At 32.0% G+C, this 25,314-nt stretch carries 26 protein-coding genes; 13 read left to right on the forward strand and 13 right to left on the reverse strand.

What is annotated here, in order from left to right; genetic code table 11:
• Window positions 1–2: 2 nt before the first annotated feature.
• The 5 genes from B0A81_RS09350 to B0A81_RS09370 form a co-directional block, all read right to left on the reverse strand.
• Window positions 3–476 carry a DUF6428 family protein gene (locus tag B0A81_RS09350; protein WP_089057778.1) on the reverse strand — a complete coding sequence of 158 codons (474 nt, stop codon included), beginning with the start codon at window positions 474–476 and terminating at the stop codon, window positions 3–5.
• A 20-nt stretch (window positions 477–496) separates the two neighbouring features.
• Window positions 497–829: an ArsR/SmtB family transcription factor gene (locus B0A81_RS09355; RefSeq protein ID WP_089057779.1), complete on the reverse strand. Its 333-nt coding sequence runs from the start codon at window positions 827–829 to the stop codon at window positions 497–499.
• A gap of 252 nt (window positions 830–1,081) precedes the next feature.
• On the reverse strand, window positions 1,082–1,462 hold the full coding sequence (locus B0A81_RS09360; protein WP_089057780.1) for a DoxX family protein: 381 nt from the start codon (window positions 1,460–1,462) through the stop codon (window positions 1,082–1,084).
• A gap of 85 nt (window positions 1,463–1,547) precedes the next feature.
• On the reverse strand, window positions 1,548–2,336 hold the full coding sequence (locus B0A81_RS09365) for an anti-sigma factor (protein WP_089057781.1): 789 nt from the start codon (window positions 2,334–2,336) through the stop codon (window positions 1,548–1,550).
• Window positions 2,336–2,866, reverse strand: a complete 531-nt coding sequence (locus tag B0A81_RS09370; RefSeq protein ID WP_089055725.1) for an RNA polymerase sigma factor — start codon at window positions 2,864–2,866, stop codon at window positions 2,336–2,338. Before B0A81_RS09370 ends, B0A81_RS09365 begins: the two co-directional genes overlap by 1 nt.
• Before the next feature lie 834 nt (window positions 2,867–3,700).
• Between B0A81_RS09370 and B0A81_RS09375 the strand changes: the two genes are divergently transcribed.
• The gene (locus B0A81_RS09375; RefSeq protein WP_089057782.1) at window positions 3,701–4,279 is read left to right on the forward strand and encodes a glutathione peroxidase; all 579 of its coding nucleotides are present in this window, start codon (window positions 3,701–3,703) and stop codon (window positions 4,277–4,279) included.
• 120 nt (window positions 4,280–4,399) lie between these two features.
• On the opposite strand, the gene pip is transcribed toward B0A81_RS09375, so the two are convergent.
• The 3 genes from pip to B0A81_RS09390 all read right to left on the reverse strand — a co-directional run bounded on the left by pip (window position 4,400) and on the right by B0A81_RS09390 (window position 7,089).
• Complete coding sequence (pip, locus tag B0A81_RS09380) at window positions 4,400–5,311, reverse strand: prolyl aminopeptidase (RefSeq protein ID WP_089057783.1); 912 nt, start codon at window positions 5,309–5,311, stop codon at window positions 4,400–4,402.
• A gap of 7 nt (window positions 5,312–5,318) precedes the next feature.
• On the reverse strand, window positions 5,319–5,816 hold the full coding sequence (locus B0A81_RS09385; RefSeq protein WP_089057784.1) for a GNAT family N-acetyltransferase: 498 nt from the start codon (window positions 5,814–5,816) through the stop codon (window positions 5,319–5,321).
• A gap of 97 nt (window positions 5,817–5,913) precedes the next feature.
• Window positions 5,914–7,089, reverse strand: coding sequence for a thioredoxin family protein (locus B0A81_RS09390; RefSeq protein ID WP_089057785.1), 1,176 nt, complete (start codon window positions 7,087–7,089; stop codon window positions 5,914–5,916).
• Between the two features lie 174 nt (window positions 7,090–7,263).
• On the opposite strand from B0A81_RS09390, the gene menD reads away from it, so the two are divergent.
• Together menD and B0A81_RS09400 are read left to right on the forward strand one after the other, a co-directional pair.
• Window positions 7,264–8,925, forward strand: a complete 1,662-nt coding sequence (menD, locus tag B0A81_RS09395; RefSeq protein WP_089057786.1) for a 2-succinyl-5-enolpyruvyl-6-hydroxy-3-cyclohexene-1-carboxylic-acid synthase — start codon at window positions 7,264–7,266, stop codon at window positions 8,923–8,925.
• Between the two features lie 87 nt (window positions 8,926–9,012).
• Window positions 9,013–9,354, forward strand: a complete 342-nt coding sequence (locus B0A81_RS09400; RefSeq protein ID WP_089057787.1) for a DUF2853 family protein — start codon at window positions 9,013–9,015, stop codon at window positions 9,352–9,354.
• Between the two features lie 50 nt (window positions 9,355–9,404).
• Here the strand turns inward: B0A81_RS09400 and B0A81_RS09405 are convergent, their stop codons facing one another.
• A complete protein-coding gene (locus tag B0A81_RS09405) occupies window positions 9,405–10,754 on the reverse strand; it encodes a M28 family metallopeptidase (protein ID WP_089057788.1) in 1,350 nt (449 codons plus the stop codon).
• A 142-nt stretch (window positions 10,755–10,896) separates the two neighbouring features.
• Here B0A81_RS09405 and B0A81_RS09410 point away from each other — a divergent pair, with 142 nt between their 5' ends.
• The 8 genes from B0A81_RS09410 to B0A81_RS09445 all read left to right on the forward strand — a co-directional run bounded on the left by B0A81_RS09410 (window position 10,897) and on the right by B0A81_RS09445 (window position 19,739).
• A complete protein-coding gene (locus tag B0A81_RS09410; RefSeq protein ID WP_089057789.1) occupies window positions 10,897–11,754 on the forward strand; it encodes a CvfB family protein in 858 nt (285 codons plus the stop codon).
• A gap of 802 nt (window positions 11,755–12,556) precedes the next feature.
• Complete coding sequence (locus tag B0A81_RS09415; protein WP_017498510.1) at window positions 12,557–13,390, forward strand: 1,4-dihydroxy-2-naphthoyl-CoA synthase; 834 nt, start codon at window positions 12,557–12,559, stop codon at window positions 13,388–13,390.
• A gap of 94 nt (window positions 13,391–13,484) precedes the next feature.
• Window positions 13,485–14,447: a 1,4-dihydroxy-2-naphthoate octaprenyltransferase gene (menA, locus tag B0A81_RS09420; RefSeq protein WP_089057790.1), complete on the forward strand. Its 963-nt coding sequence runs from the start codon at window positions 13,485–13,487 to the stop codon at window positions 14,445–14,447.
• 30 nt (window positions 14,448–14,477) lie between these two features.
• Window positions 14,478–15,155 carry a metal-dependent hydrolase gene (locus tag B0A81_RS09425; RefSeq protein WP_089057791.1) on the forward strand — a complete coding sequence of 226 codons (678 nt, stop codon included), beginning with the start codon at window positions 14,478–14,480 and terminating at the stop codon, window positions 15,153–15,155.
• Window positions 15,156–15,385: 230 nt separating this feature from the next.
• Window positions 15,386–15,895, forward strand: coding sequence for a DUF2199 domain-containing protein (locus B0A81_RS09430; RefSeq protein ID WP_089057792.1), 510 nt, complete (start codon window positions 15,386–15,388; stop codon window positions 15,893–15,895).
• Between the two features lie 40 nt (window positions 15,896–15,935).
• The gene (locus B0A81_RS09435; RefSeq protein WP_089057793.1) at window positions 15,936–17,387 is read left to right on the forward strand and encodes a S41 family peptidase; all 1,452 of its coding nucleotides are present in this window, start codon (window positions 15,936–15,938) and stop codon (window positions 17,385–17,387) included.
• A gap of 16 nt (window positions 17,388–17,403) precedes the next feature.
• Entirely contained in the window at window positions 17,404–18,606 is a 1,203-nt protein-coding gene (locus B0A81_RS09440) for a tetratricopeptide repeat protein (RefSeq protein WP_089057922.1), read from the forward strand.
• Window positions 18,607–18,701: 95 nt separating this feature from the next.
• Window positions 18,702–19,739, forward strand: coding sequence for an o-succinylbenzoate synthase (locus B0A81_RS09445; RefSeq protein ID WP_089057923.1), 1,038 nt, complete (start codon window positions 18,702–18,704; stop codon window positions 19,737–19,739).
• A gap of 78 nt (window positions 19,740–19,817) precedes the next feature.
• Here B0A81_RS09445 and B0A81_RS09450 read toward each other — a convergent pair whose 3' ends face one another.
• Complete coding sequence (locus B0A81_RS09450; protein WP_089057794.1) at window positions 19,818–20,369, reverse strand: hypothetical protein; 552 nt, start codon at window positions 20,367–20,369, stop codon at window positions 19,818–19,820.
• Between the two features lie 19 nt (window positions 20,370–20,388).
• Window positions 20,389–21,300 (reverse strand): OmpA family protein, encoded by a 912-nt coding sequence (locus B0A81_RS09455; protein ID WP_089057795.1) that lies wholly within the window; start codon window positions 21,298–21,300, stop codon window positions 20,389–20,391.
• A gap of 194 nt (window positions 21,301–21,494) precedes the next feature.
• On the opposite strand from B0A81_RS09455, the gene B0A81_RS09460 reads away from it, so the two are divergent.
• On the forward strand, window positions 21,495–21,971 hold the full coding sequence (locus tag B0A81_RS09460) for a CYTH domain-containing protein (protein ID WP_089057796.1): 477 nt from the start codon (window positions 21,495–21,497) through the stop codon (window positions 21,969–21,971).
• A gap of 3 nt (window positions 21,972–21,974) precedes the next feature.
• Complete coding sequence (locus B0A81_RS09465; protein ID WP_089057797.1) at window positions 21,975–22,943, forward strand: YpdA family putative bacillithiol disulfide reductase; 969 nt, start codon at window positions 21,975–21,977, stop codon at window positions 22,941–22,943.
• Window positions 22,944–23,092: 149 nt separating this feature from the next.
• Here B0A81_RS09465 and B0A81_RS09470 read toward each other — a convergent pair whose 3' ends face one another.
• Both B0A81_RS09470 and msrA read right to left on the reverse strand, forming a co-directional pair.
• Window positions 23,093–24,661: a protein adenylyltransferase SelO gene (locus B0A81_RS09470; RefSeq protein ID WP_089057798.1), complete on the reverse strand. Its 1,569-nt coding sequence runs from the start codon at window positions 24,659–24,661 to the stop codon at window positions 23,093–23,095.
• Window positions 24,662–24,729: 68 nt separating this feature from the next.
• Window positions 24,730–25,263 carry a peptide-methionine (S)-S-oxide reductase MsrA gene (gene msrA / locus B0A81_RS09475; protein ID WP_089057799.1) on the reverse strand — a complete coding sequence of 178 codons (534 nt, stop codon included), beginning with the start codon at window positions 25,261–25,263 and terminating at the stop codon, window positions 24,730–24,732.
• Window positions 25,264–25,314 lie beyond the last annotated feature (51 nt).

The following is a 25,314-nucleotide window of genomic DNA, read 5'->3' on the forward strand; positions in this document are numbered from 1 at the left end:
TTTTAGCAGCATCCATTCCCTGGCGTGCATGAGTTTGAATTATCTGGACTTAGTTGAGTCAAATTTAGTTTCGTTTTTTCTGCTGGAATCCCGCATTGATCCTGCGCCAGACAAGCAGTTTGTTTATTCAACAGCAAGAAATCTTTCCCATTAAAACCTAAATCATACTTTCCAATTGTAGCGTCTTGATATTCTACTTCAATGTCCAAATCCGGAATATTCAAAACCTTTTCTGAAAGCTCAATAATATGGATTAACTTCTTTGGTTTCAATCTGTGTTCAAAATCGTTTGCATCCCAAAGCTGAAAGTTTATTACAGTTTCATTACGAACCACACCGCCGCAGTCTATAAAGTTTTTTGTAATTAAGCCTACTTCAGTAACGTGAAAATGTTCAGGGACAAAATTTCCGTTTGGCAGCTGAAATGTTACATTTTCTAATGTGTCGAGTACCTTTTTTATTTCTGCTAATTTCATAGTAATTTATATTTTGTTATTTAACAACATTCATTTTTTCTTTTCTCTAAATGCAATGTCACAATGTTTAGAAACCCTTTTATCTTTTCAAATCCAACTTCATTAATGCAGTAACAAATTGTGTTACCTTCAATACTTCCTTTAATAAGTCCTGCATTTTTTAGTTCTTTTAAATGTTGTGATATTGTGGGCTGCGAAAGAGGAAGTTCATTTACAATATCGCCACAAATACAAGAGTTCACTTTTAGAAGATATTCTAAAATTGCAATTCGTGCGGGATGTCCTAAAGCTTTTGTTAAACTTGCTAACTCATTTTGACTTTCTGTGAAGTGATCCGATTTAGTTGTTCCCATTCTTTATATTTTTATATTGCAATATTACGATATAAAATTATATAAAAACACAATTTAAGCACTTTTTAACTTTAAAATAATACTTAACTTATTTATAGCTTATTTTTTGAATGAAAAAACAAATTAGGTAATCTAGATCGGAAAATTAAAAATAAATCAATAGAACGAATTTAGTGAAGCCGTTTTTTTAACATTTCAGAGAAAATACCTTCATCTTAAAAAAAAGACTTCTTACAGAAATTTTAAAAAAAACTAGATTTTCTTCTGCAAACCATTTGGGTACATGATTGCCAAAAGAACACATATTAATAAGAAATTATATTCGACACCATTTCTTCCTCCGCCAACAACAAACCAGCCATCTTTAAAATGGACTAAAATAATTCCCATCACGAAAATAAATATGGTAACAAAACCAGCAAGTTTTACATATTTATTTAGAATCAAAAATAAAGCAGCGACAATATGAGACAGTTTGATTGACCAAGCAAGAAAAACACCAAATGGAGCAAACCCAATTTGGTTTAAATATAAATTTGCAAAGTTATTGATTCCGTTATCAAAAATTCCAAAAACAGAATGAGTTAAAAGTATAACAGCAACAGCAATTCTTAAAAGCAGGATTCCATTCATAAAATTCGTTTTATTTTATTTAAAAATAATAAAAAAACGCATATTAAATCTAATATGCGTTTCTAGTTTTAAAAGGAATTAATAATTATACTTTTCCTAGGGTATACAATTGTTCCATTGTTGGTGTTAAACTTCCGCCGGCAGGCTCAAGAGTAATTCCGAAAGCTTCGGCTTCATTTGTACGATCAACAGAAAATATTTTTTGAGAATTTCCTTCAAAATCGCTCAATAAACCAATACTTGTTGGTGTAAGAACTGGACTTAATTTTAAGGCCCAGACTTGATATACCATTCCTTTAGGCGGTTTTGGCAGTCCAGCGGCATCAATGTAAGTTGTTTTAGTTTCTTTATTCCAATATACTTTTGCAAAAGATGTTGGAGAAACAGCTTGACCTCCAAGTGTTACACCAGTGTTTTTAATATCTCTAACAATAGTTAAACTCTTTGTAATTTCTTTATTTTGCTCACCTAAGAAAGCATAATCTTTTTCGATTTTACTTTTCTCAGTTCCAACAGCAGTAATCGCTTCTTTTGTTTTTGTAAGTTCTAAAGTCTGATAACCTAAACCTAACAATAACAACACGGCAGCAGCCCAGCCCACGTATTGTGTCCAGTTTGATGCAGGTTTCATTTCGACTACTTTGCCATGTTTAAGCTCTAAACGTGCTTTTATTTTTTCAAAATTAGCAACAGAATGGAAAGGAGAGAAGCTTGACGATAAAGCAACGATCGCTTTTTCTATCGAGATAATTTCCTGTTCAACTTCTGGGCTTTTTTTAGCCATTTCGGCTATTTCTAAATTCTCTGTTTCGGTTAATAAACCATAAACATAAAGTTCTAGAATTCCTGAGTCTATATATTCTTGTGCTTCCATTAGATTTTTAGATAATTACGTAAGTCATTAATACAGTTTCTGTTTTGCGTTTTGATAGTTCCCAGTGGCAGTGCCAATTCTTCTGAAGCTTCTTGTTGGGTATATCCTTTAAAAAATAATAAATCGATGATTGCAATACATTTTGGTTTCAGTTTTTTGACAAATTCCTGAATTCCAATTGTGTCAATTTTATCAAGGAGTTTATTACTGTCGTCTAACAGATTTACGAAATTATCGGATGAAAGGTTTTTTTGAGTGTTGTTAAAATTCTTTGAACGAAGCTGATCAACAGATGCATTTCTAGCAATATTAAGAATCCAAGTATAAAATCGGCCTTTACTCTCACTGTAAGAATCGATGTTTTTCCAGATTTTCACAAAGACTTCCTGTAAGACATCTTCTGCTTCTTCACGGTTTTTTATTAAAACATGTATGACCGAGAATAAACTTTTGGCGTACATATCGTACAAATGCGTAAAAGCTCTTTCGTCTTTCTTGTAAATTAAAACTAATAATTCTTCTTGACTCATAGATTTGGATTTTTAAAGTTTAAACAAAAAATTAGTAAATATTATCTGTAACCTGAGATAAAGATAATTTATTTTTTCGTCAAATTATATTTTTTTTAACAGTCTTAAACCTAGAAAAATAAGGGGTTTCAAAAAAAAGTATTTTTTTTTCATTTTTTTAAAACCAAAAGTGAACCAATTACGTAAATGCTATTATAACATGTAAAAAATTTCAAGTGAAATAGCAGCCTTATTTGTTTTGAATTGTTGTTAAGGTACTTAGGAGTAATTTTTAAGTGCAAATGTTCAAAATAAATATTTATCGCACTGAAATAAACCGAATGTAAATCTTACAAAAAGAAAATTCTATGTTAAGTATAAATAGATTTAAAATATTAATTGTGGGTTTAACAACAGTGTTGGCTTTACAGAATTACGGTCAAAGTGATTTTAGAAAAGAAATTGAAAAACATTGGAACAAAGAAACTAAAGAGATAATATAAAGAAATAAAATAGTTGATGTCTTCGGACTTCCAACAAAAATTATTAAAACAAAAGAGTAATCACAAAATATCAAACAAAACAATCTACATATAAGCGCCATAGAAAAGAAAATTTAGTGATTATAATTGAAAAAATAATTTTTACCATAACCGAAGCATCAACTATAATTTTGGAAACATATAAAAGCATTTAAAAATAAATTCATGGTTTGATTTGTTTGTATGGGGGGAAGCCTAGCGTCTGATTAACGCTAGGCTTCAATTTTTTATTTAACGCATGTTTAATAAAAAATAAAGACTTTAAAAATATACTGCAAAACAGATTTTAACTAATTTTATAAAAAATTAAACAATGAAAAATATAGCAATTTTAGTTTGCAGCGCTTTATTTATGATCGCTTCGCAAATTCAGGCTCAAACGAGCCATAAACCTAAAACAGAAGTCATGGCAAAAGGAAACATTTATCAATTTAAAGTAGAAGATTTATCAGGTGATACCTTCGATTTTGCGTCATTAAAAGGCAAAAAAGTCATGATTGTAAACACCGCTTCAAAATGTGGATTAACACCGCAATACAAGGATCTTGAAGCAATCTATAAAGAATATAAAGATAAAGGATTCGTAATTGTTGGTTTTCCAGCAAACAATTTTGCATCACAAGAACCAGGAACAAATAAAGAAATCGAAACTTTTTGTCAGCAAAATTATGGCGTAACTTTTCCGATGATGAATAAAGTTTCGGTTAAAGGAGATGATATGTGCGAAATTTATAAATTCCTGACTCAGAAATCTAAAAATGGTTTGCAAGATTCTGAAGTAGAATGGAATTTTCAAAAGTATTTAATTAACGAAAAAGGAGAATTGGTAAAGGTTATTAAACCAAAAACACTTCCAACAGATCCTGAAATTATTAAATGGATTAAGAGTTAAGGATAACTGTATAAATAAAAAAAGCACCAAATTTGAATTCTTCAGATTTGGTGCTTTTTTTAAGGTATAAAGAGGCAAAGATGTATAGGAGCAGAGTTCTCTTTGTTTTTTCTTTAAAAATTATTGATTTAGGACACTTATGATTCTTTTTTCAATAGCAGGTTCAGAATCTGAATGACCTGCATTTTCAATATACAAAACAGATTTTTTTAAGTTACTGTGAATTTCCTGTGCAAACTCAACAGGACAAATTGCATCATGTTCTCCATGTATTATAGTAATTGGAATATCTTCAATAATTCTCATGTTGTCAACTATGTAATCATCTACTAAGAAACAATTATTACTCATATAATGAGCCTCCATAATACTTAAAGACTGATATGGAAATTGTTGAATAATAGCATCGATTTCATTTGCTTTAATTCCTTTTATAAAAATTGAAATTTCATAGTAAGCCCATTCATAACAATAAAAATCTCTATTTTCGAGAGTCCCGTTTAGCATCTGATCTAAGTAATATTCTGAAATACTTAATGAAGTATCAGCAGGAACATTTTTTTTAAATCTTTGCCATTCTACAGGATATTGCTTATTAAGAGCTCCTCCTAAAAAGTGGTTAATTGTTTTTTGGTCTGCTAGAAAAACACCTCTTAGCAAAAGACTTTTTACTTTCTCAGGATTCTGAATTGCAAATACAAGACTTAACGCTGTTCCCCATGAACCACCAAAAATGTTTATTTTTTCAATATTAAGATGAGATAAAAGGGCATTTATATCATTAACCAAATCTTGAGTTGTATTATCTTCTATACTCGCAAATGGTTTACTTTTTGAAGCTCCTCTTTGATCAAAGAAAACAACTTTATGCTTTTTAAAATCAAAAAAACGTTTATCTTTTTCTGAAAAACCAGCACCTGGACCTCCATGAACAAACAAATAGGGCTCTCCGCTACCACAAACTTCATAATAGATTTCATGTAAATTATTAACTTGAAGATATCCTTTTTGTATTTCAGGGTGTGAATTCATTCTAAAATTATTTTAAGATTAATTGCATAAAAACCAAATCAAGCCAGTGATCAAATTTATATCCAACTTCGCGAATTGTACCGGTTGCCACAAAGCCAAATTTTTCATGAAAAGCAATACTTCCGGCATTATCTGCGTCAATCGCACCAATCATTACATGATATCCTTGCTCTTTTGCCAATCGAATAAGTTCTGTTAGTAATTTTGAACCTACACCTTTTCCAATCACATTATCGACTACATATACAGAATGTTCAACTGTATATTGATAACCAATTTTCTCGCGAAATTGTCCGTAGCTTCCAAAACCAACCACTTCATTGTCTAACTCAGCCACAACAATTGGCAGTTTTTTAGTTTTTTTATCTTCAAACCATTTTGTTTGTACTTCAATAGTTTGAATATCGTAACTATAATTTGCTGTTGTATGCAGGATAGAATGATTTACAATTTCGAGAATTTTTTCTAAATCATTTGTTGTTGCAGGTCTAAGAATAAGTGCCATGTTTTGGTTATTTTTTGAAAGTTTAAATCACAAAAAAAGCAGTACGTGATCTAATCGATAGCAAACAGACTAAACCAATTTGCTTTTATTTTTTAATTTATTTTGAGTTTAATTCAGCCAGTAAAGTATCAACATCTTTGGTACTCCAAGTCATTTCGGTACAAATTACTTTTGCATCCTTGGCATATTTCAGTGCTGTTTTTTTATCTTTTATCTTATTATAAAGTCTTGCGAGAAGCAAATTACCATCATAAGAATCGTTTAATTCTATAGAATGTTTTACCCAAAGAATAGATTTTTTTAAACTTTCGGCATCAGAAATATGTTTCAAATAAGTTTGTCCGATATCTTTCAAAAAACTTGCATCATTCCATACTAACTTTTGAGTATCTTCCAGCGTCACTTTTTTGTAAAACTTCCATTTTTCAGTACGTTCAGCCAGCGTTAAATCAAACTTAAACACCAGAGAATCTGTTTTTTGCAATCGAATCGATTTCGCAACTTCTCTTTGTTTATAGTAGTTTACAGTATCTAAATTATCAACTAAAGGACGAAGTAATTCGCTTACAATACTTTCAACTTTACGATCAACACGTTTTTGCGAAGCAACAGCGGCAAACTCATTTTGATGTTTTAAAACGTATTGAAATTCTCTCGAATTAATATCAGTAACTCCATTTGCAATTATTCGCCAATTGGTTTCACTAACTAATTGCGCATCTGATTGTGTGTTAAGATAAATGTGCGTTGGAATTGCGATTTCATTTCTATCTCTTCCTTTTTTCAAGCTATTCAAATAAGCAAAAAAAGCATTAGAATTACTTGGGTCAGCAAGAAACTGCTTTTCTAAATAAGGTAATTGCAATTTTGGATTCAAAGCATTAGCAGCTTCAGTTAAAAATTCGGCTGTTTTCATTTCTCCTTTTAAAGCATATAGAAGATTTTCATTTGAATCTAAAAATAGAAAGGCAGGAAGTGAAGTCGTTCTAAATTTATTCTTTAGCGCAGTTCCCTCTTCTTTATCCACGTTTTTCCAAACACAGATATAATTTTTATTTAAAAAAGCCATCACATTTGGATCAGTGAAAACTTCTTTTTTCATTTTATTGCAATGTGGACACCAATCTGCAAAAAGCATAACAAACAGTGGTTTATTTTGTGTTTTAGCACTTTCTAACGCTGTTTTGTACGGCGTTTCATCAACAGTAAACTGATTTTGTGATTGTATAGACTGAACTGAAATGAGAATAAAAAGTAAATATAAGAAACGCATAAACGATCTGTTTTAATAAAAAATGTTCTATTTACAAATATATTCCCTTTTTCTAAAAATGGGTCATAATATCTTCCTAATATAAGTTAAATCATGCATGAAGTTTGTAACTTTGTAATTGTAAAAGAAACTCTCAGTGATAGGTTTTCTTTAAAAAGTAATACACTATTTAGAATGATTTACCCCAAAATAGAGCTTGCACAAAGCATTATCGAAATTTGTTCAGCAAAAGGAATTCACAATATTATAATTTCTCCCGGTTCACGAAACGCTCCATTAACTATCGGATTTGCCCAAAATTCTAACTTCAAATGTTACAGCATTGCCGATGAGCGTTGTGCTGCATTTTTTGCATTGGGAATTGCGCAGCAAACTAAAAAGCCCACAGCGGTTATTTGTACATCTGGTTCAGCATTGCTTAATTATTATCCAGCTGTTGCTGAAGCTTTTTACAGTCAGATTCCGTTAATTATTATCTCTGCAGATCGTCCGCAAAGCAAAATCGATATTGGTGACGGACAAACTATTCGTCAGGAAAATGTTTTTAAAAATCATTCTGTTTTTAATGCTAATTTAACGGAAGCAGCTTCTGTTGAAAATGATTTGAAAATAAACAAGGCCATAGAAACTGCAATTCATAAAAAAGGACCAGTTCATATTAACGCTCCTTTTGAAGAACCTTTATACGAAACTGTTGAAACGCTTTCTGTACAGCCAAAAATTACAAATATAGAAGAAGTTCCAAATGTAAAAAGTATCGAAAAGGAGGCAGAATTTGTTTCGATTTGGAATTCAGCTAAACGAAAATTAGTTCTTGTTGGAGTAAATGATGCCAATTCGATTGATACTGAAATTCTTGAGAATTTAGCCGCTGATCCTTCAGTTGTTGTTCTTACAGAAACTACTTCAAACTTGCATCATTCTAGTTTTATCAATAGTATTGATACTTTAATTACTCCGTTTGATGATTCTGATTTTCAAGCTTTTCAACCAGATATTTTAGTGACTTTTGGAGGAATGATTGTATCTAAACGAATTAAAGGTTTTTTACGTAAGTATAAGCCACAAAATCATTGGCATATAGATACATTGCGAGCTTACGATACTTTTAGTGCTTTAACAAATCACTTTGTTATGGAGCCAAATGATTTTTTCAAGTCATTACTGCCAAAAATCGAGTATACAATTAGTGATTATTCTTCGAAGATTACGGATATATATAATTTAAGGAAAGTTCGAAAACAAGAATATTTAAGTAAAATTGCTTTTTCTGATTTTAAAGTTTTTGAAAAGGTTATTGAATCGCTTCCTAAAAACAGCCAATTGCAAATCAGTAACAGTTCTGCAATTCGATATGCACAATTAATTGATATTGATTCAAGTATCGAAGTATTCTGTAACCGTGGTACAAGCGGTATTGACGGAAGTACTTCAACGGCAATTGGTGCTGCTGTTGGAAATACGAAACAAAATGTATTTATTACAGGTGATATTAGTTTTTTATATGACAGTAACGCTTTATGGAACTCGTATATTCCTAAGAATTTTAAAATCATTTTGATCAACAATGGAGGAGGCGGAATATTTAGGATTTTACCTGGACACGAAGAAAAACCTGTGTTTAACACCTATTTTGAAACCTCACATCATTTAACTGCAGAACATTTAGCTGCTATGTATAAATGTAATTATTTCAAAGCAGATGATTTAGCTTCATTAGAGCAAAATCTTAAATTGCTTTATGATGCAAATGATACTCCTGGAATATTAGAAATCTTTACACCAACAGTAGAGAATGATATTGTTTTAAAACAATACTTCAAAGAGTTAATCTAGTATGTAGGTTAAATTTTATTAAAATTAATTTTTATATCAGTTTTTTAGTTTAAATTTGGACATATTACCAATTTTAAAACTATAACAATGAACAAAAGAGAAGAATTAATTGCAAAGTATGCAGCAGATTTAAAAGAAAAATGCGGAGTAACTCCAAACATGGATTTATTAACCAAAGTAACAATAGGCTGCGGTCCATCTATATACAACGATGATGCTGCAACAGTAGCAGGAAGTCAGCAGTCAGAATTAGATACGGTAAAAAATAACTTTTTAATCAAAAAGCTTGGGGTGGCTGATACGCCGGCTTTAGACGAAGCTATAAATACTGTTTTAGAAAAATATGGTAAGTCTAACAAGCACAAATACAGAGTTGTTGTTTATTACTTATTAACGCTTCACTTTAAAAAAGAAAGTGTTTATAAATAGAACTAAAAAAAAGCGCCTTCTTGGCGCTTTTTTCTTTATATGATTTAGTTTTATTTAATTGGAATTGGAAAAACAGGTAAACTTGCATGCCCTAAAGCATCAACAGTTTGCACAGCAAAAAAGTAATTATCTTTAGAATAAGGAATTTCAGCCCTAGTATCTTTTACAAAAAAAGTTTTTTCCCAATGCGAAGAAGAAGTTTCTCGCATTAAAATCTGATAACCGTATTGTTCTTTTCCTGCTGGTGCTGACCAAACTAAAGTAGATGAATTAGAAAGTTTTTTAACTTCAATTCCAACATTTTCCGGTGCTTTTGGTGATGAAGCTAGATTAGCTAAAGTCGCTAAATTTGAACAGGTATTTTTTCTTAAATATTCAAAATCCATAAATTCTGGCAAATCCCCATATTTAATATTATTTTCAGTTCTTAAATCTTGATGCTGATGATCAAAATTTTCATTCATTTCGCAAAAACGAACAGCGGTAAAACCATTCTGGCTAAAAGGAGTATGATCACCGCCGCGTAAAAAACGATCATTTCGATATACTAATTTTACTTTCAGCTGATCTACGTACTGTTCTGTAACGGTTTTAATATATCGTGCCAAAAGTCTTGACGGACTATCATTATCTCGGCTTACAGCTTTTCGCATTTTTGCTTCTTCTTCAGTTTCTAAGTACGGAATTGTTTCACTGAAAACACGAATTTGGGTATTGTCTCTCAAATTAGTACCGCTTGATAAGCTGTTTCCAATCATATCATTATTAAGCATTGCGACTATATTCCAGTTTTGTGCTTTTGCTTTTTCTGCAAGATGTCGAGCTCCAATCAAACCTTGTTCTTCACCAGTTACAGCAACAAATATAATAGTAGCAGGAAATGATCTTTTGCTCATTACTTTTGCCAACTCAATAACTGCTGCAACGCCAGAACCATCATCATTTGCTCCAGGCGCATTAGCTTTTGTATTCATAACATCTGTGACGCGTGAATCAAGATGCCCGCTAATAATCAGTACACGATTGTCTGTAGGATCAGTTCCTTTTAAAGTTGCCATTACATTCCCAATCTGGCTGTCGACGTTAATTCGCTTACCATCTGCTTTAACAGTAAAATAATCAATTTCAGAAGTTAATCGTCCGTTAGATTCCAGTGCAAATTTATCAAACTCAGATTTCACCCATTGCTGCGCAGCCCCAATTCCTTTTGCTTTGTTTTTTGCATCGCTCAAAGTGTGTCTAGTTCCAAATGAAACTAATTTATGAACGACAGCTTCAAGATTTTCGGCTTTAATTTCGCTTATCATTTTTTTAATTTCTAAGTCTTCAGAAACTTGCGAGATGGAGACCTGCGTGAAAAGAAGAAATGCAAAAGCAGTACAAATAAAATTCTTTTTCATTGATTTGGGATTAATTACATGTTTTCAAATTTAACCAAAAGCAGCAAACTACAATAAAATGGCTGCTTCTTTTTTTATCCCGTATATTTTTCGAATTACCATTTTCAAACTTCGTACATTTGCAACTTAGAACTTTATGAATATGATTGAAATAGGAAAATACAATACACTAACTATATTACGTGATACCAAAGTGGGACTTTTTTTAGGAAATCCTGAAAAAGATCCTGAAGGAATTCACGACATCTTATTACCTAATAAATATGTTCCAAATGAATTTGAAATAGGCGAGGAGCTTGTTGTCTTTGTTTATTTAGATCACGAACAGCGTCCAGTTGCTACAACATTAGAACCTTATATTTTATTGAATGAATTTGCTCTTTTAAGAGTAAATTATATTAATAATGTTGGTGCTTTTATGGATTGGGGAATGGAAAAAGACATTCTTGTTCCGTTTAAAGAGCAAGCGCGTCCTATGGAAAAAGGAAAACGTTATTTGGTTTACCTTTATAAAGACGAAAAAACAAATCGTTTAGTAGCATCAAGTAAATTAAACCAATTTTTAAACAACGATCAGCTTACAGTTGAAAAAGGAGAAGAAGTTGATTTAATAGTTTCGCATATTACTGAATTGGGAATAAATGTAATTATCAATGAACAACACAAAGGTTTGTTGTATAAAGATGAAGTTTACGACGATTCAATAAGAACTGGCGACAGAATGCGCGGATATATTAAAAATATTCGTCCTGATAATAAAATTGACGTTGCATTGCAAGTGCAAGGATATCAAAGTATTGAGCCAAATGCAGAAAAAGTTCTAGATGAATTAAGAGCAAATAGAGGTTTTTTACGTTTAAACGACAATTCGCATCCTGAAGACATTAAAACGGTCTTGAAAATGAGTAAAAAAACTTTTAAGAAAGCAATTGGAGCTTTATACAAAGAAAAACTTATCGAGATTAAAGAAGATGGAATCTATTTGGTAAAAGAGAATTAGATTTTTTAAATTTCCAATAAAAAAATTCCAAATTCCAATGGCATTCAATGCTCAATTGGAATTTGGAATTTCTATTTTTTAGAGTTTAACAAACTGATTATAACAGGAAAGGCTGCTCATTACAAGCAGCCTTTCCCTTTTTATTCTCGTTTTAAAAAAAATTGTAATTAAAAAAAAACAGAAATAAAATAAATTCGAATCTGATCAAAAAATAACAGCTTTAAAAATTTTTGAAGTTACTTCTTGAAAAGGTATGTCTTTAAACAATCAATACATCCATCTTAAGAGCGAAACGTTAATTTCACGGCTAATCCATTGGTTTTAGAAAATAATTTATAGAAAGTTTTAGTTAGTATCTTTTCCTCTTTTCGTAATCAATTTCATACTAATTACTTAAACAATTCTAGTGTTTAACCTTAGGTGTTACTATCTTCTTTTCGAAGTCTTGACAAATGAATAAATCATTTGCTCATTATTCAAGGGTTTACTAATAAAAACCATAAAAAAATGAGCGACAAATTTTTTAAATTTTCTCAAAAAAATCATTTTTTAGGTTAATAAATCAGTGAAAGAAAATCAATCTTACATCAACAAAATAAATCGTATCTCGTTGATTTCTAGGATGTAAAATTACTTATTATTTTTTATAACTAATGTTAAAAAATGTTATTTTTTGAACGGAACTCTTAATTCTTAACATTACTTCAAATTGTTAACCACTATATAAACCAAAATCAGTGGGTGAAAATCTAAAAAATGGCTTATTTTTACACTATAAATTTTTAAAATAAAACAAACAGAAATGGATTGGATTACTGCCAGAGAATTTGAAGATATAACTTATAAAAAATGTAATGGAGTTGCTAGAATTGCTTTTAACAGACCAAATGTTAGAAATGCATTCAGACCTAAAACAACTTCAGAATTATACCAAGCTTTTTACGATGCACAGGAAGACACTTCGATTGGAGTAGTATTACTTTCTGCTGAAGGACCGTCGACAAAAGACGGAGTTTATTCATTTTGCAGCGGCGGTGATCAAAATGCACGCGGACATCAAGGTTATGTTGGCGAAGATGGTCAGCACCGTTTAAATATCCTAGAAGTACAGCGTTTAATTCGTTTTATGCCAAAAGTGGTTATTGCAGTTGTTCCAGGTTGGGCAGTTGGTGGCGGACACAGTTTACATGTGGTTTGCGACATGACTTTGGCTAGTAAAGAACACGCTATTTTTAAACAAACTGATGCTGATGTTACCAGTTTTGATGGTGGTTACGGATCTGCTTATTTGGCTAAAATGGTTGGACAGAAAAAAGCTAGAGAAATTTTCTTTTTAGGAAGAAACTATTCTGCTCAAGAAGCTATGGATATGGGAATGGTAAATGCTGTAATTCCTCATGACGAACTTGAAGCTACGGCATATGAATGGGCTCAGGAAATTTTGCAAAAATCACCAACATCTATCAAAATGCTGAAATTTGCGATGAACTTGACAGATGACGGAATGGTAGGTCAGCAAGTTTTTGCTGGTGAAGCAACTCGTTTAGCTTATATGACTGAAGAAGCAAAAGAGGGAAGAAATGCTTTCTTAGAAAAAAGAAAACCAAACTTCGGCGAAAATAAATGGCTGCCATAAAGAAGTTATAAAATAGTTTCACGTTTCAGGTTTCAAGTTACAAACCTGAAACGTGAAACGTAAAACTTGAAACTAAAAATAAACAAAATAAATAATGAAACATTGGATTGAAGCGGCTAGACTGCGCACATTACCTTTATCCGTTTCTGGAATTATAGTTGGAAGTATTTATGCGCTTTCAAACCCTACAGAAACAATCAATACACCAACAGAAGTTTTTAGTTGGAAAATCTTTGGTTTTGCACTTTTAACAACTCTTGGTTTACAGGTTTTGTCCAATTTTGCAAATGATTATGGAGATGGAGTAAAAGGTACCGATAATGCTGATCGAGTAGGGCCGCAGCGTGCTATACAGAGTGGTGTTATTACGCCGCAAGCAATGAAAAAAGCGATAATAATTACTTCACTTTTAACATTATTATCTGCCATTATCTTAATTTATTTTGCTTTTGGAGAATCAAACTTTGGCTATTCAATATTCTTTCTGCTTTTAGGTGTTGCAGCAATTGTTTCAGCAATTCGTTATACAGTTGGTAATTCTGCTTACGGTTATAAAGGATTTGGTGATGTATTTGTTTTCATCTTTTTTGGACTGGTAAGCACATTGGGCGTTAACTTTTTATATTCAAAAGAAGTTGATCCGCTTTTAATTCTTCCAGCAATTTCGATTGGATTATTAAGCGTGGGCGTTTTAAACTTGAATAATATGCGTGATGAAGAATCAGATCGAAAATCAGGAAAAAACACTATCGTAGTACAAATTGGCGGCGCAAAAGCAAAAATATATCATTTCTCATTGATCATTACAGCAATGATTTTAGTTGTCGTTTTTGCCATTTTAAGCGATTATAATTTCGATCAATATTTATTTTTATTGGCGTATATTCCTTTAACTAAACATTTAATTACCGTTTATAAAAATCAAAACCCTAAGCTTTTAGATCCTGAATTAAAAAAATTAGCACTAAGCACATTTTTGCTTTCTATATTACTAACAGTATGTATGATTTCATTGATTTCAGATATAATTGTTAACCTATTTTTAGGCGGAAGATAAAATCAAGTTCAACTATAAAACACTCATAAAATGAAAATCACTTTTTACGGACATGCTTCTTTAGGAATTGAAGTTGGAGGAAAGCACATTATTGTTGATCCATTTATTACAGGAAATCCGCAAGCTTCACACATCGATATCAACAGCTTAAAAGCAGACTATATTTTATTAACGCACGCTCACGGTGATCATGTTCTTGATGTCGAAAGTATTGCAAAAAGAACTAATGCAGTCATTGTTTCAAATGCTGAGATTGCAGGTTATTATGCAAAAAATGGTCTTAATTCACATCCAATGAATCACGGTGGAAGCTGGAATTTTGATTTTGGAAAAGTAAAATATGTCAATGCAATTCACTCAAGTTCTTTTCCTGACGGCACTTACGGAGGAAATCCTGGCGGATTTGTAATTGAAGGCGAACACAAGAATATTTACATTGCCGGAGATACTGCACTGACTTACGACATGAAATTGATTCCGTTCAGAACTAAACTTGATCTTGCCATTCTTCCAATTGGAAATAATTTTACAATGGATGTTGAAGATGCAATTATTGCTTCAGACTTTGTAGAATGCGATAAAATTCTTGGCTACCATTTTGATACTTTCGGTTATATCGAAATTAACCACGAAGAATCAATTCGTAAATTCTTTGATAAAGGAAAAGATCTAATGCTTTTAGAAATTGGTGCATCAATTGAATTATAATAATTTATACTTCTTTTATTTTTTTGCACATAGTTACGATAGGAATTGCAACAGATTTGTGAATTAGTTATAAGTTATCTCACTTATCTAAAATACACATAAAGAGATATGCGAAAGAAACGTGTTTCTTTTTGCAGTCTCTTTCAGGTATAAAATCTATGTTTCAATGTGTTTATTATTTATAATTCAATAAATTAACCTCTAGAATATTGTATAGCATTTATTAAAATATGAGTGATATTAAATTTACTTGTGATTGTTGCGGCGAAGAACATGAAAGCTGGCCGGCAATTACTTATAATTCTCCAAATAGTTACAGCAATCTGTCCCCTCAGGAAAAGGAAGATATTGCCGTAATCGACGAAGATTTTTGCGTTATAAAACATTCAGATCAAGTAGATAGATTTATTAGATGCGTTTTAGTTCAAAAAGTTAACGATCACTGCGAAGATTTAGAATATGGTTTCTGGGTTTCGTTGAGCGAAAAAAGTTTTGAAAACTACTTAGAAAATTTTGATGATCAAAAGGAAGAAAACCAGTATTTTGGCTGGCTTTCAAATTATATTCCGCAATATGAATTTTCAAACAGTATCCCAACAACAGTTGTAACAAAAACTGGAAACGAAAGACCAGAAATATTTCCTCATAAAGATTTTGATCATCCTTTTGTAAAAGATTATTACGAAGGAATCACAAAAGCTGAGGCTGAAAAGAGAATAAAAGCAATACTTAAAAAATAGGCTCGAAATTTGCATGAAATCTTTAACTAAATTTTCTAAAATGAATTTTAAAAAAATATTTTTATTTACTTTATTTAGTGTTTCTATAAATATCGCTGCACAAAAATGCAACTGCAAAGAAGAGTTTCATTGGCTAAAGGAAACTTTTGAAACCAACGACGCAGGTTTTAAGTATGTTATTGATAAAAAAGGGGAAACTGTCTATCAAAATCACAATAAACTATTTGCAGATAAAGTAAAAAAAGTAACAGAGTTGAACGAATGTCGAAACGTACTTTTTGATTGGATGCTTTTTTTTAGACCTTCGCATTTATCTATAGCAGTAAATTCGAAGCCAATTAATAAAACAGAAACGGGGAATAAAACAGGAACTGAAAATAATTGGGAGAAAATTGAAGTAACGGAAACCGAATTAAAAGAAATCACTTCTAAAATAAAACATCCTACTTTTGAAGGAATATGGCTTTCACCGCCTTATACAATTGGTGTTGTAAAAAGGGAAAATCAATATATTGGATTTGTTTTAGATGTAAAAAACAGCAAATGGAAACAATATCAGGTAAAGTTTAAAATTACCGAAAAACCAGATAAAACATACGATGCTGTATATTATATGGGCGATTACTCTGCTCAGAGATTCAATAATGTAGAATTCATTGGGAATAATATTTTAAAAATTGGATTTATTGCTTTAAAAAGAAGTTTCCCTGATAATTTGAGTGACAGTCAAGAAATAAAGGATTACATCGAATTATATACCACTCAAAAACCTTTCTTAAAGGAAATTTCAAAACAAACATTAGTATTACGTATACCTTCATTCGATTATTCTAATAAAAAAATAATTGATAGTCTTTTGACAGCAAATCATAATCTTATAACCTCAAAAGACAATTTAATAATTGATGTCAGAAATAATGGAGGCGGATCTGATGCCGCTTTTCAAAAAATTATCCCTTACTTATACACAAACCCAATTAGAAACGTAGGTGTTGAATATTTGTCAACAGTACAAAACAACAAACGAATGCTGGAATTCATGAGTAATCCTGATTGGTCTGCAGAAGACAAAGAATGGGCTAAGAAGGGTTTTGAAAAACTAAATGCTAATATTGGGAAATTTGTAAATCTTAACGAACAATTGGTAACAGAAACCAAACTAGATGTGTTTTATAAAAACCCAAAAAATATAGCCATTATTATAAACGAAAATAATGCGAGTACAACAGAGCAATTTTTATTAGTAGCAAAACAAAGTAAAAAGGTTAAACTCTTCGGCAGAACTACTGAAGGTGTACTTGATATTTCTAATATGTATTTTGTTGATTCTCCTTCTAAAAATTTCAAATTAGGTTATTCATTAACCAAAAGTTTTAGAATTCCAGATATGCAAATTGACGGCAAAGGTATTCAGCCAGATTTTTATATTGATAGAAATATCCCTGATTATCAATGGACTAATTTCACAGAAGAAAGATTAAATGTTAACTAAGTTTAAAAGTCAGATCATGAATCTACGACCAATATTATCTCTTTTTTTAATGATTGTATCTTGCAGTGTTTTTGCACAAAAAGACGGTTATTGGGATAAAGAACGAGCTACTACTAAAGAACTTATTGTTTCTGCCGGAGACAGAGTTACTTTTAAAATAGAAGATCTGCCGCTTGGCACGACCGAAATTGTATATAGAATCACTCTTTTAGACGAAAATCAGCAAATGGCCAATAGTTTAGTTTCGGTACTAAAAGCAATTCCAGATCCATATGGAATTGGTCAAGGATCTGCAGGAGCCGTTTTTTTAATGTCAAAAATTTCAGGAGATGATACTTGTACATATGCCTTGTTTACTTCAAATGACGATGCAAAAAGGTATATTATAGACGGCAAGACCGATAAAGCTTGCTACGCACAAACGGAACCTTTAAGCAAAGACGCTAAACGTTTATCTATAGATAAATCTTCTTGTTTGAAGCAAAATTCAAATGCTATTTGGTTTGCATTTCAGAGTAAAAACTGGTTTTTGAATCAAAAAGTAGTATTAGAAGTTGTTCCATGGGTAAATACCGTTCTTAGTCGTGGTTGGGATAAAGACAATAAAAATGAAATTATCAGCTTATGTAAAACATCTACATTAGCACAAAAAATGGCCAATTCTGATGATTTTTGCGTTTGTATTCTAAACAAAATCATCAAACAATACCGCTATACTGAGTTTCAGAAGTTATTAGCAGTCGAAAAAACCAAAGCTTACAAAGATTTTGGAAGTGCTTGTTATAAAGATGAAGATATTTCTAAAAATGTTTACAGCGATTTACGAAATCAAGCTTCTTTATTGATAAAACAACAAAAATACAATGAAGCTATTCCTAAGCTAAATTCGATTATAAACGACGGAAAAGCTAGTGCTTTAGATTACAGCTCTATTGGTTATTGTTTTATTTTAACTAAGCAATATGGAAAAGCGCTGAAATTTTTAAAAGAAGGTGAAAAGCTTGATGATACTGAATTGTTAGTTAAACTTAATCTGGCTCATGTTTACTTGATAAGCGATGATTATAGTGAAGCCAAAGCAATTTACAAGAAATACCAAAATCAAAATGTAACGGATAGTGTAAGCTGGAAAGAGAAAACAAAACAAGATTTTACTATTTTTCAAAAAGCTGGTTTACCATCAAAAGATTTCGAAAAAGTTTTAAAACTATACAATTAAAATTTCACCATATAAGTAATATAGAATATTTAAGTTTACTAACTAAGCCTGGTCTTTTTTTTATGAGCTTTTATATTTTATATGTTAAAAAAAAAATGAAAGCGACTTACCATAAATATATGCTCGAGTTTAAACGCCCATCTGGGACATCTCGCGGCATTATGACCGAAAAAGAAACCTGGTTTATTGTTCTGGAGGATAATGGCAGAAAAGGAATAGGAGAATGTGGTATTCTTCGAGGTTTAAGCGCTGATGATCGTGATGATTATGAGGAAAAACTTAAATGGACATGTGAAAATATTCATTTAGGTGAAACCGCTCTTTGGGAAGCTTTATTAGAGTTTCCTTCGATACAGTTTGGTGTCGAAATGGCTTTTTTATCATTAGAAAGTGAAAATCCGTATTTACTTTTTCCTTCAAATTTTACGTCGCATTCTGAATCAATACCTATAAATGGCTTAGTTTGGATGGGCGAAGCTTCGTTTATGAAACAACAAATTGAGGAGAAATTAGCAGATGGTTTTAATTGTATCAAACTTAAAATTGGTGCTATCGATTTTCAAAAAGAACTAGAATTACTTGAGTTTATCAGAAGCTATTTTTCAGCAGAACAAATCGAAATTAGAGTCGATGCAAATGGTGCTTTTGCTTTAAATGAAGCTTTAGATAAACTTAATCAACTTAATAAATTTCAGCTTCATAGTATTGAACAGCCTATAAAAAAAGGAAACATTACTGTAATGGCAGATTTATGTAATGTAACACCTTTTCCAATTGCTTTGGATGAAGAATTGATAGGTGTATTTTCATTACAAGAAAAAGAAGAATTACTGCAAAAAATTAAACCGCAATACATCATTTTAAAACCAAGTTTTGTTGGGGGTCTTAGAGGAACTCAAGAATGGATCACTTTAGCCGAAAAATATAATATTGGCTGGTGGATTACTTCGGCATTAGAAAGTAATATTGGTTTAAATGCAATTGCCCAATGGACTTTTCTTTTAAACTCAAAAATGCCGCAAGGATTAGGAACTGGAGCACTTTACACCAACAATTTTGATTGTCCGCTTGAAGTAAAACAAGGACAGTTATGGTATAATACAGAAAAAAACTGGCAAGAAGCCAGTTTTTAGGTTTAAAGGTTCAGAGTTGCAAAGGCTCAGAGGTTTTTACTTTGCACCTTTGAACCTTTGAATCTTTACAACTTTTTTTTACTCTTTTCCTCCACGTAAATTATCCTGCCAGTCTTTCAGTTCCTGCCATTTTCCTTGATATGCCAATAAAGCTTGTTTGGCCCAAGTACTTGGATTATGAATCGCGTAATTTTCTCCGCCGGCATCTAGAATAGATTGTGATTTTTCTGTAGATGTTTCTGATAATTGATGCCAAGTTGATATTCCCGCCGCATGATATAATGCTTCAATTTTAGGTCCTATTCCTTCAACAACTTTCAGATCATTCTCTTTTATTTTTTTACCAAAAACTGTGGCCGCAAGAGCTGCATCAAATGCAATTACTGCGGCTGGAGACACAAATGACTGCGCTGTAGACGAAGAGTTTTTTACTTTTGCAGCCAAATCTGTTTCTAATGCTGCAATTTTAGCATTTAAGCTTTTCGTATTTGCTTTGCAGGCATCCAAATCAGCTTGTAGAGATACAGCAAGAGAATCATCTCCTTTAGAATTCATTTTTCCTAGTAAGTAACCTAAAATTCCACAGATTAACCCCACTAAAATCGGTATTAAGATACATGGTATATTCATAATCGTATATTTTAATTAGTTATTTAATTGTAATTACAGTTCTTCTATTATTTGCTTTACCTTCTGCAGTAGTATTTTCTCCAATTGGTTCATCTGGTCCTTTTGATTGTGTTTCAATTCGGGAAGTCTCAATACCTTTTTTAACCAAATAGTTTTTAGAGAAATCAGCTCGTTTTTGTCCAAGTACAATATTCGAATCACGATTTCCTACATTGTCGCTGTGCCCAACAACCAATACAACGGCTTCTTTAACATGATCCATGTATTTGGCAATATCTGCAACTTTTCGCTTCTCTGCAGCACTTAAATCTTCGCGAGATTTATTAGTGCTGAAATGAAGAACTAATGCATCACCATTAATTTTGTTCTTTAAGATAACCCATTCATCAGTTGACACCGTTGCGGTATCAGCACTCTCAAAATTATACTCAACAGGACCAAGAAGCGTATCAGAACTCATTTTCCACTGATCGATAATTTTACCTTTTGTATCAAACTGAGAAGCTGTTAAGCCTTTAGACACAAAATAATTCTTAACTTCATTTGCTCTTGCTAAACCAAGATTCTCAAAAGTTGTCGTGTTCTTTTCATCAGATGTGGCGTAACCGGTAATCGTAATTTTTTGCTGTGGATTTTTAATTAAAAACCCTTTTAGATTTTCAATTCCTATAGCTACCGAATCATGAACAGGCATGATTACTGCAGCATTGTTTTTAAGGAACTTAAGATTGCCGTGTGTGCGATAATCAATTCCAGAACCGCTTAAAACAAAAGGAACAAAATTAGTGTCCTGAGCCACAACAACGCTTACTGTTTCAGTAGTAACGTCAGCTGTTTTCGTACAACAATTGCAACAGAATTTCAGGTATAAAAAAGTCCCCAAAATGATTGTTATTGCAATGCCCAATAGATAAAGTGCTTTTTTAGACATAGTAATGAAGTTAAGGTTTTATCAAATTTAGGAAAAATACAAACACGTAACCTACTAACAATCAATCAACATGGTTGCATTTTCCACTTTTTTAAAAATTTAATTGTCAAACAAATAAAAGAGCTTTTCTAAAATGCAAATTCTCAAACTTAATTTAATTAAGTAACTTTGAGTAAATTTAATTTAAAAACAAAATGCTCGAAATAGAAAGAAAGTTTCTTGTGAAATCAAATGATTTTAAAGAACAAGCTTTTACTCATAATAAAATTGCCCAAGGCTATTTAAGCTCTATTCCAGAAAGAACTGTTAGAGTTAGAATTAAAGGCGAAAAAGCCTTTTTGACGATTAAAGGAATTGGACAGCAGGGCGGTATGTCGCGTTTTGAATGGGAGAATGAAATTCCGATCGACGAAGCGATAGAACTTTTAAAATTATGCGAAAAAGGCAAAATAGAAAAAACACGTTACGAGGTAAAACTTGGAAATCATATTTTTGAGGTTGATGAATTTTATGGCGAAAATGAAGGTTTAGTTATGGCCGAAGTTGAGTTAAAATCTGAAACAGAAACTTTTGAAAAACCAGAATGGTTAGGTGAAGAAGTTACAAATGACAAAAGATATTACAATGCTTATTTGAGTAAAAACCCTTTTAAAAGCTGGGAAAAAGAATAATTTATGACGGATCAATATGATGTAATTATTGTTGGAGGCGGACCAATTGGACTTGCCTGTGCAATTGAAGCTCAAAAGAACAATTTAGAATATTTAATTATAGAAAAAGGCGCTATTGTAAACAGTATCTTCAATTATCCGCTGTACATGACCTTTTTCTCTACTGCCGAAAGACTAGAAATTGGCGACATTCCGTTTAATTGTCTTGCTCCAAAGCCTGGCAGGCAAGAAGCTTTAGAATACTATCGAAATATTCATCGCTATTTTAAATTCAATATCAATTTATTTGAGAGAGTTACCGAAGTCAAGAAAATCGAAAATTCGACTTTTATAGTTTCTACAGATAAAAAGTTGTACAAAGCAAAGAATGTGATTATTGCTACTGGCTTTTATGATATTCCAATTCAAATGAATGTAATAGGAGAGGAATTGCCTAAAGTACGTCATTATTACAAAGAAGCCCACGAATATGCTTTTCGCAAAGTTTTAGTCGTTGGTGCCAATAATTCATCTGTCGATGCCGCTTTAGAATGCTGGCGAAAAGGTGCTGATGTTACAATGGTTATTCGCAAAAACGAGATAAATAATAGAGTAAAATATTGGGTAAAACCTGATATTGAAAACCGAATTGCTGAGGGCAGTATTACGGCTTATTTTGAATCTAACATTACTAAAATAAAAGATAACGAAGTTGAAATTGAGACGCCAAACGGAAAAGTTACGATCGAAAATGATTTTGTTCTGGCTTTAACGGGCTATAAACCAGATTTAACTTTTCTAGAAAAAATGGGCATTGAACTTTCAAATGATGAATTAACGATTCCTATTTACAACGCCGAAACAATGGAAACAAATGTAAAAGGTTTATTCCTGGCTGGCGTTGTCTGCGGCGGAATGCAGACACACAAATGGTTTATCGAGAACTCAAGAATCCACGCTACTATGATTATGGATTATATTAGTACTAAATAAAGGTTTGCCAGGAATTAGATTTATTACATCGAGAGAAGTCGAGAACGCGTTAGCATCTTGACTTCGCTCGATGTGACAGTTCGAAAGTAAATTCGTGAAATTACTTCGCCTGTTCGCTATCGCTCGGGTCGTGGCAAACTAAATAAAACTTAAGAGCTGCAAGAAAGCATTGAACAACCAACTTTTGATCTTGCCCAATCTGGTCGTTTTGCAAACCATTTTTGATAATCAGGCTGCTCGTCGTAAGGTTTCTGCAAGAGCGTATAAAACTCATTTACCAACGAATAATCATCTTTGTCTGCTGCATCGATTGCTAATTGCGCCATATAATTGCGAAGCACATATTTGGGATTAATGGAGTTCATTTTTTGAGAACGTTCCTGATCTGATAAATTTTCAGCTTTTAATCTTTCTAGATATTGTGAAAACCATTTTTTCCAAGCTTCTAGAATTTCTCCTGAAACTTCTTCTATTTTATAAAATGAAAATTCAATTTTTTCAATTGCTTTTTCAACGGAATCAGATTTTTCAACAGCACTTAAATTTCTAAAAAAGATAGTCATATCAGTTTCTGTTAATTGTAAATCAGCTTCTAATTCATCAATTAAATAATTATTAGTTTCACTTAAAGTAAACAAACCTAACTTACTCAAAAACATAGCTTTATAATCTTTAATAAAATCATCCATAAATGATTCTAAGATTTTTTCTAATTGCTCTGTTTCATTTATTAAAGGATAAATCGCATTAGCCAATTGGTACAAATTCCACTGTGCAATTTGAGGCTGATTTCCAAATCTGTATCTTCTATATTGACTGTCTGTAGTATTTGGTGTCCAGTTTGGATCGTAATTTTCTAACCAGCCATATGGACCATAATCGATCGTAATTCCATGAATCGACATATTATCCGTATTCATTACGCCATGTACAAAACCCACACGCTGCCAATGCAAAATCATTTCACGAGTCGAATCAGCCACTTTTTTAAAGAATGCTAAATACTGTTCTTTTGGCTCGCCGGTAATTTCAGGAAAGTAATATTTGATATTGTACTCAATAAACTGTTTTAAGTTTTTAAGCTCATTTCTGGCTGTAAGCATTTCAAAACTCCCAAAACGGATAAAAGATGGAGCAACGCGACAAACAATTGCGCCTTTTTCGTAAGCTGGATTTCCATTATACAAAACATCTCTCAACACTTGATCACCAGAAAGCATTAAAGAAAGTGATCGAGTAGTTGGCACGCCTAGATAATGCATCGCTTCGGCGCATAAATACTCCCTAATAGAAGAACGCAAAACCGCCAAACCATCTGCGGTTCTAGAATAAGGTGTTTTTCCTGCTCCTTTTAACTGAAGCATAAAAAACTTACCGTTGTTTTCAACTTCTGTTAAATTAATAGCACGGCCGTCACCTAATTGTCCTGCCCAATTTCCAAACTGATGTCCAGCATAACTCATTGCAAACGGACGCGTTCCTTGAAGAATTTCTTTTCCTGAAAAAACATTCAAAAAGGTTTCAGAATGAATTTCGTCTTTTGAGATACCAACCAATTCTGCAACTTCTTCAGAAGCATGAATTAATTTTGGATCCGATGGTTTTGTAGGATCTACATACGAGAATACAGTATTCTTAACCTGACGCACTTCATTTGTAGTCTCAGGATCTGCAGGCAATTCCGCAGTAAATCGATTATTTATTTTTAAATTTTTCATTTGAGTTTTATAGGTTCGCCACAACTTTTAATGATCTTTCTAGTCTGTAAATTGTGGTCAAAAAAATATCAGCCAATTAATTTATCAGCATACATTTTTTTAAGTTTTTGAACTTTCGGATCGATTACAAACTGGCAATAACCAGCTTCTTGATTGTTGTTATAATAATTTTGATGATAATCTTCCGCCTCATAAAACACTTCAAAAGGTTTTAATTGTGTTACAATTGGATCTGCGTAAACAGATTGTACTTCTTGAAAAACTTTCTCAGCAATTTCTTTTTGTTCGTCATTGTGATATAAAACAATCGAACGATATTGTGTACCACTGTCACCGCCTTGGCGATTTAAGGTTGTTGGATCATGACTTGTCATAAACACAGTTATCAAATCATGATATGAAATTATGTCAGGATTAAAAGTTACCTGAATCACTTCTGCATGACCAGTTCGTCCTGTACATACTTCACGATATGCAGGATTTTTTATAAAACCATCTGAATATCCCGATTTTATTGTTTCAACTCCTTTTAAACGCTGAATTACAGCTTCTACACACCAAAAACATCCACCACCAAAAGTGGCTGTTGATAAATTTTCCATAAATGTAAATAGTTTAAAGTTTACATGCCCTATTAATCCGATAGAATATTA

The sequence above is a fragment of the Flavobacterium plurextorum genome, assembly GCF_002217395.1.
GTDB lineage: Bacteria > Bacteroidota > Bacteroidia > Flavobacteriales > Flavobacteriaceae > Flavobacterium > Flavobacterium plurextorum.

Bases quoted from the DNA above. Each gene is read 5' to 3' on its own strand.
- B0A81_RS09415 (WP_017498510.1), top strand. From the start codon at position 12,557: ATGGATTGGATTACTGCCAGAGAATTTGAAGATATAACTTATAAAAAA.
- B0A81_RS09370 (WP_089055725.1), bottom strand. From the start codon at position 2,866: ATGAGTCAAGAAGAATTATTAGTTTTAATTTACAAGAAAGACGAAAGA.
- B0A81_RS09430 (WP_089057792.1), top strand. From the start codon at position 15,386: ATGAGTGATATTAAATTTACTTGTGATTGTTGCGGCGAAGAACATGAA.
- B0A81_RS09440 (WP_089057922.1), top strand. From the start codon at position 17,404: ATGAATCTACGACCAATATTATCTCTTTTTTTAATGATTGTATCTTGC.
- B0A81_RS09360 (WP_089057780.1), bottom strand. From the start codon at position 1,462: ATGAATGGAATCCTGCTTTTAAGAATTGCTGTTGCTGTTATACTTTTA.
- B0A81_RS09460 (WP_089057796.1), top strand. From the start codon at position 21,495: ATGCTCGAAATAGAAAGAAAGTTTCTTGTGAAATCAAATGATTTTAAA.
- B0A81_RS09365 (WP_089057781.1), bottom strand. From the start codon at position 2,336: ATGGAAGCACAAGAATATATAGACTCAGGAATTCTAGAACTTTATGTT.
- B0A81_RS09450 (WP_089057794.1), bottom strand. From the start codon at position 20,369: ATGAATATACCATGTATCTTAATACCGATTTTAGTGGGGTTAATCTGT.
- B0A81_RS09425 (WP_089057791.1), top strand. From the start codon at position 14,478: ATGAAAATCACTTTTTACGGACATGCTTCTTTAGGAATTGAAGTTGGA.
- B0A81_RS09445 (WP_089057923.1), top strand. From the start codon at position 18,702: ATGAAAGCGACTTACCATAAATATATGCTCGAGTTTAAACGCCCATCT.
- B0A81_RS09355 (WP_089057779.1), bottom strand. From the start codon at position 829: ATGGGAACAACTAAATCGGATCACTTCACAGAAAGTCAAAATGAGTTA.
- B0A81_RS09350 (WP_089057778.1), bottom strand. From the start codon at position 476: ATGAAATTAGCAGAAATAAAAAAGGTACTCGACACATTAGAAAATGTA.
- B0A81_RS09390 (WP_089057785.1), bottom strand. From the start codon at position 7,089: ATGCGTTTCTTATATTTACTTTTTATTCTCATTTCAGTTCAGTCTATA.
- B0A81_RS09375 (WP_089057782.1), top strand. From the start codon at position 3,701: ATGAAAAATATAGCAATTTTAGTTTGCAGCGCTTTATTTATGATCGCT.
- B0A81_RS09410 (WP_089057789.1), top strand. From the start codon at position 10,897: ATGATTGAAATAGGAAAATACAATACACTAACTATATTACGTGATACC.
- B0A81_RS09400 (WP_089057787.1), top strand. From the start codon at position 9,013: ATGAACAAAAGAGAAGAATTAATTGCAAAGTATGCAGCAGATTTAAAA.
- menA (WP_089057790.1), top strand. From the start codon at position 13,485: ATGAAACATTGGATTGAAGCGGCTAGACTGCGCACATTACCTTTATCC.
- B0A81_RS09465 (WP_089057797.1), top strand. From the start codon at position 21,975: ATGACGGATCAATATGATGTAATTATTGTTGGAGGCGGACCAATTGGA.
- B0A81_RS09405 (WP_089057788.1), bottom strand. From the start codon at position 10,754: ATGAAAAAGAATTTTATTTGTACTGCTTTTGCATTTCTTCTTTTCACG.
- B0A81_RS09455 (WP_089057795.1), bottom strand. From the start codon at position 21,300: ATGTCTAAAAAAGCACTTTATCTATTGGGCATTGCAATAACAATCATT.
- B0A81_RS09470 (WP_089057798.1), bottom strand. From the start codon at position 24,661: ATGAAAAATTTAAAAATAAATAATCGATTTACTGCGGAATTGCCTGCA.
- msrA (WP_089057799.1), bottom strand. From the start codon at position 25,263: ATGGAAAATTTATCAACAGCCACTTTTGGTGGTGGATGTTTTTGGTGT.
- pip (WP_089057783.1), bottom strand. From the start codon at position 5,311: ATGAATTCACACCCTGAAATACAAAAAGGATATCTTCAAGTTAATAAT.
- B0A81_RS09385 (WP_089057784.1), bottom strand. From the start codon at position 5,816: ATGGCACTTATTCTTAGACCTGCAACAACAAATGATTTAGAAAAAATT.
- B0A81_RS09435 (WP_089057793.1), top strand. From the start codon at position 15,936: ATGAATTTTAAAAAAATATTTTTATTTACTTTATTTAGTGTTTCTATA.
- menD (WP_089057786.1), top strand. From the start codon at position 7,264: ATGATTTACCCCAAAATAGAGCTTGCACAAAGCATTATCGAAATTTGT.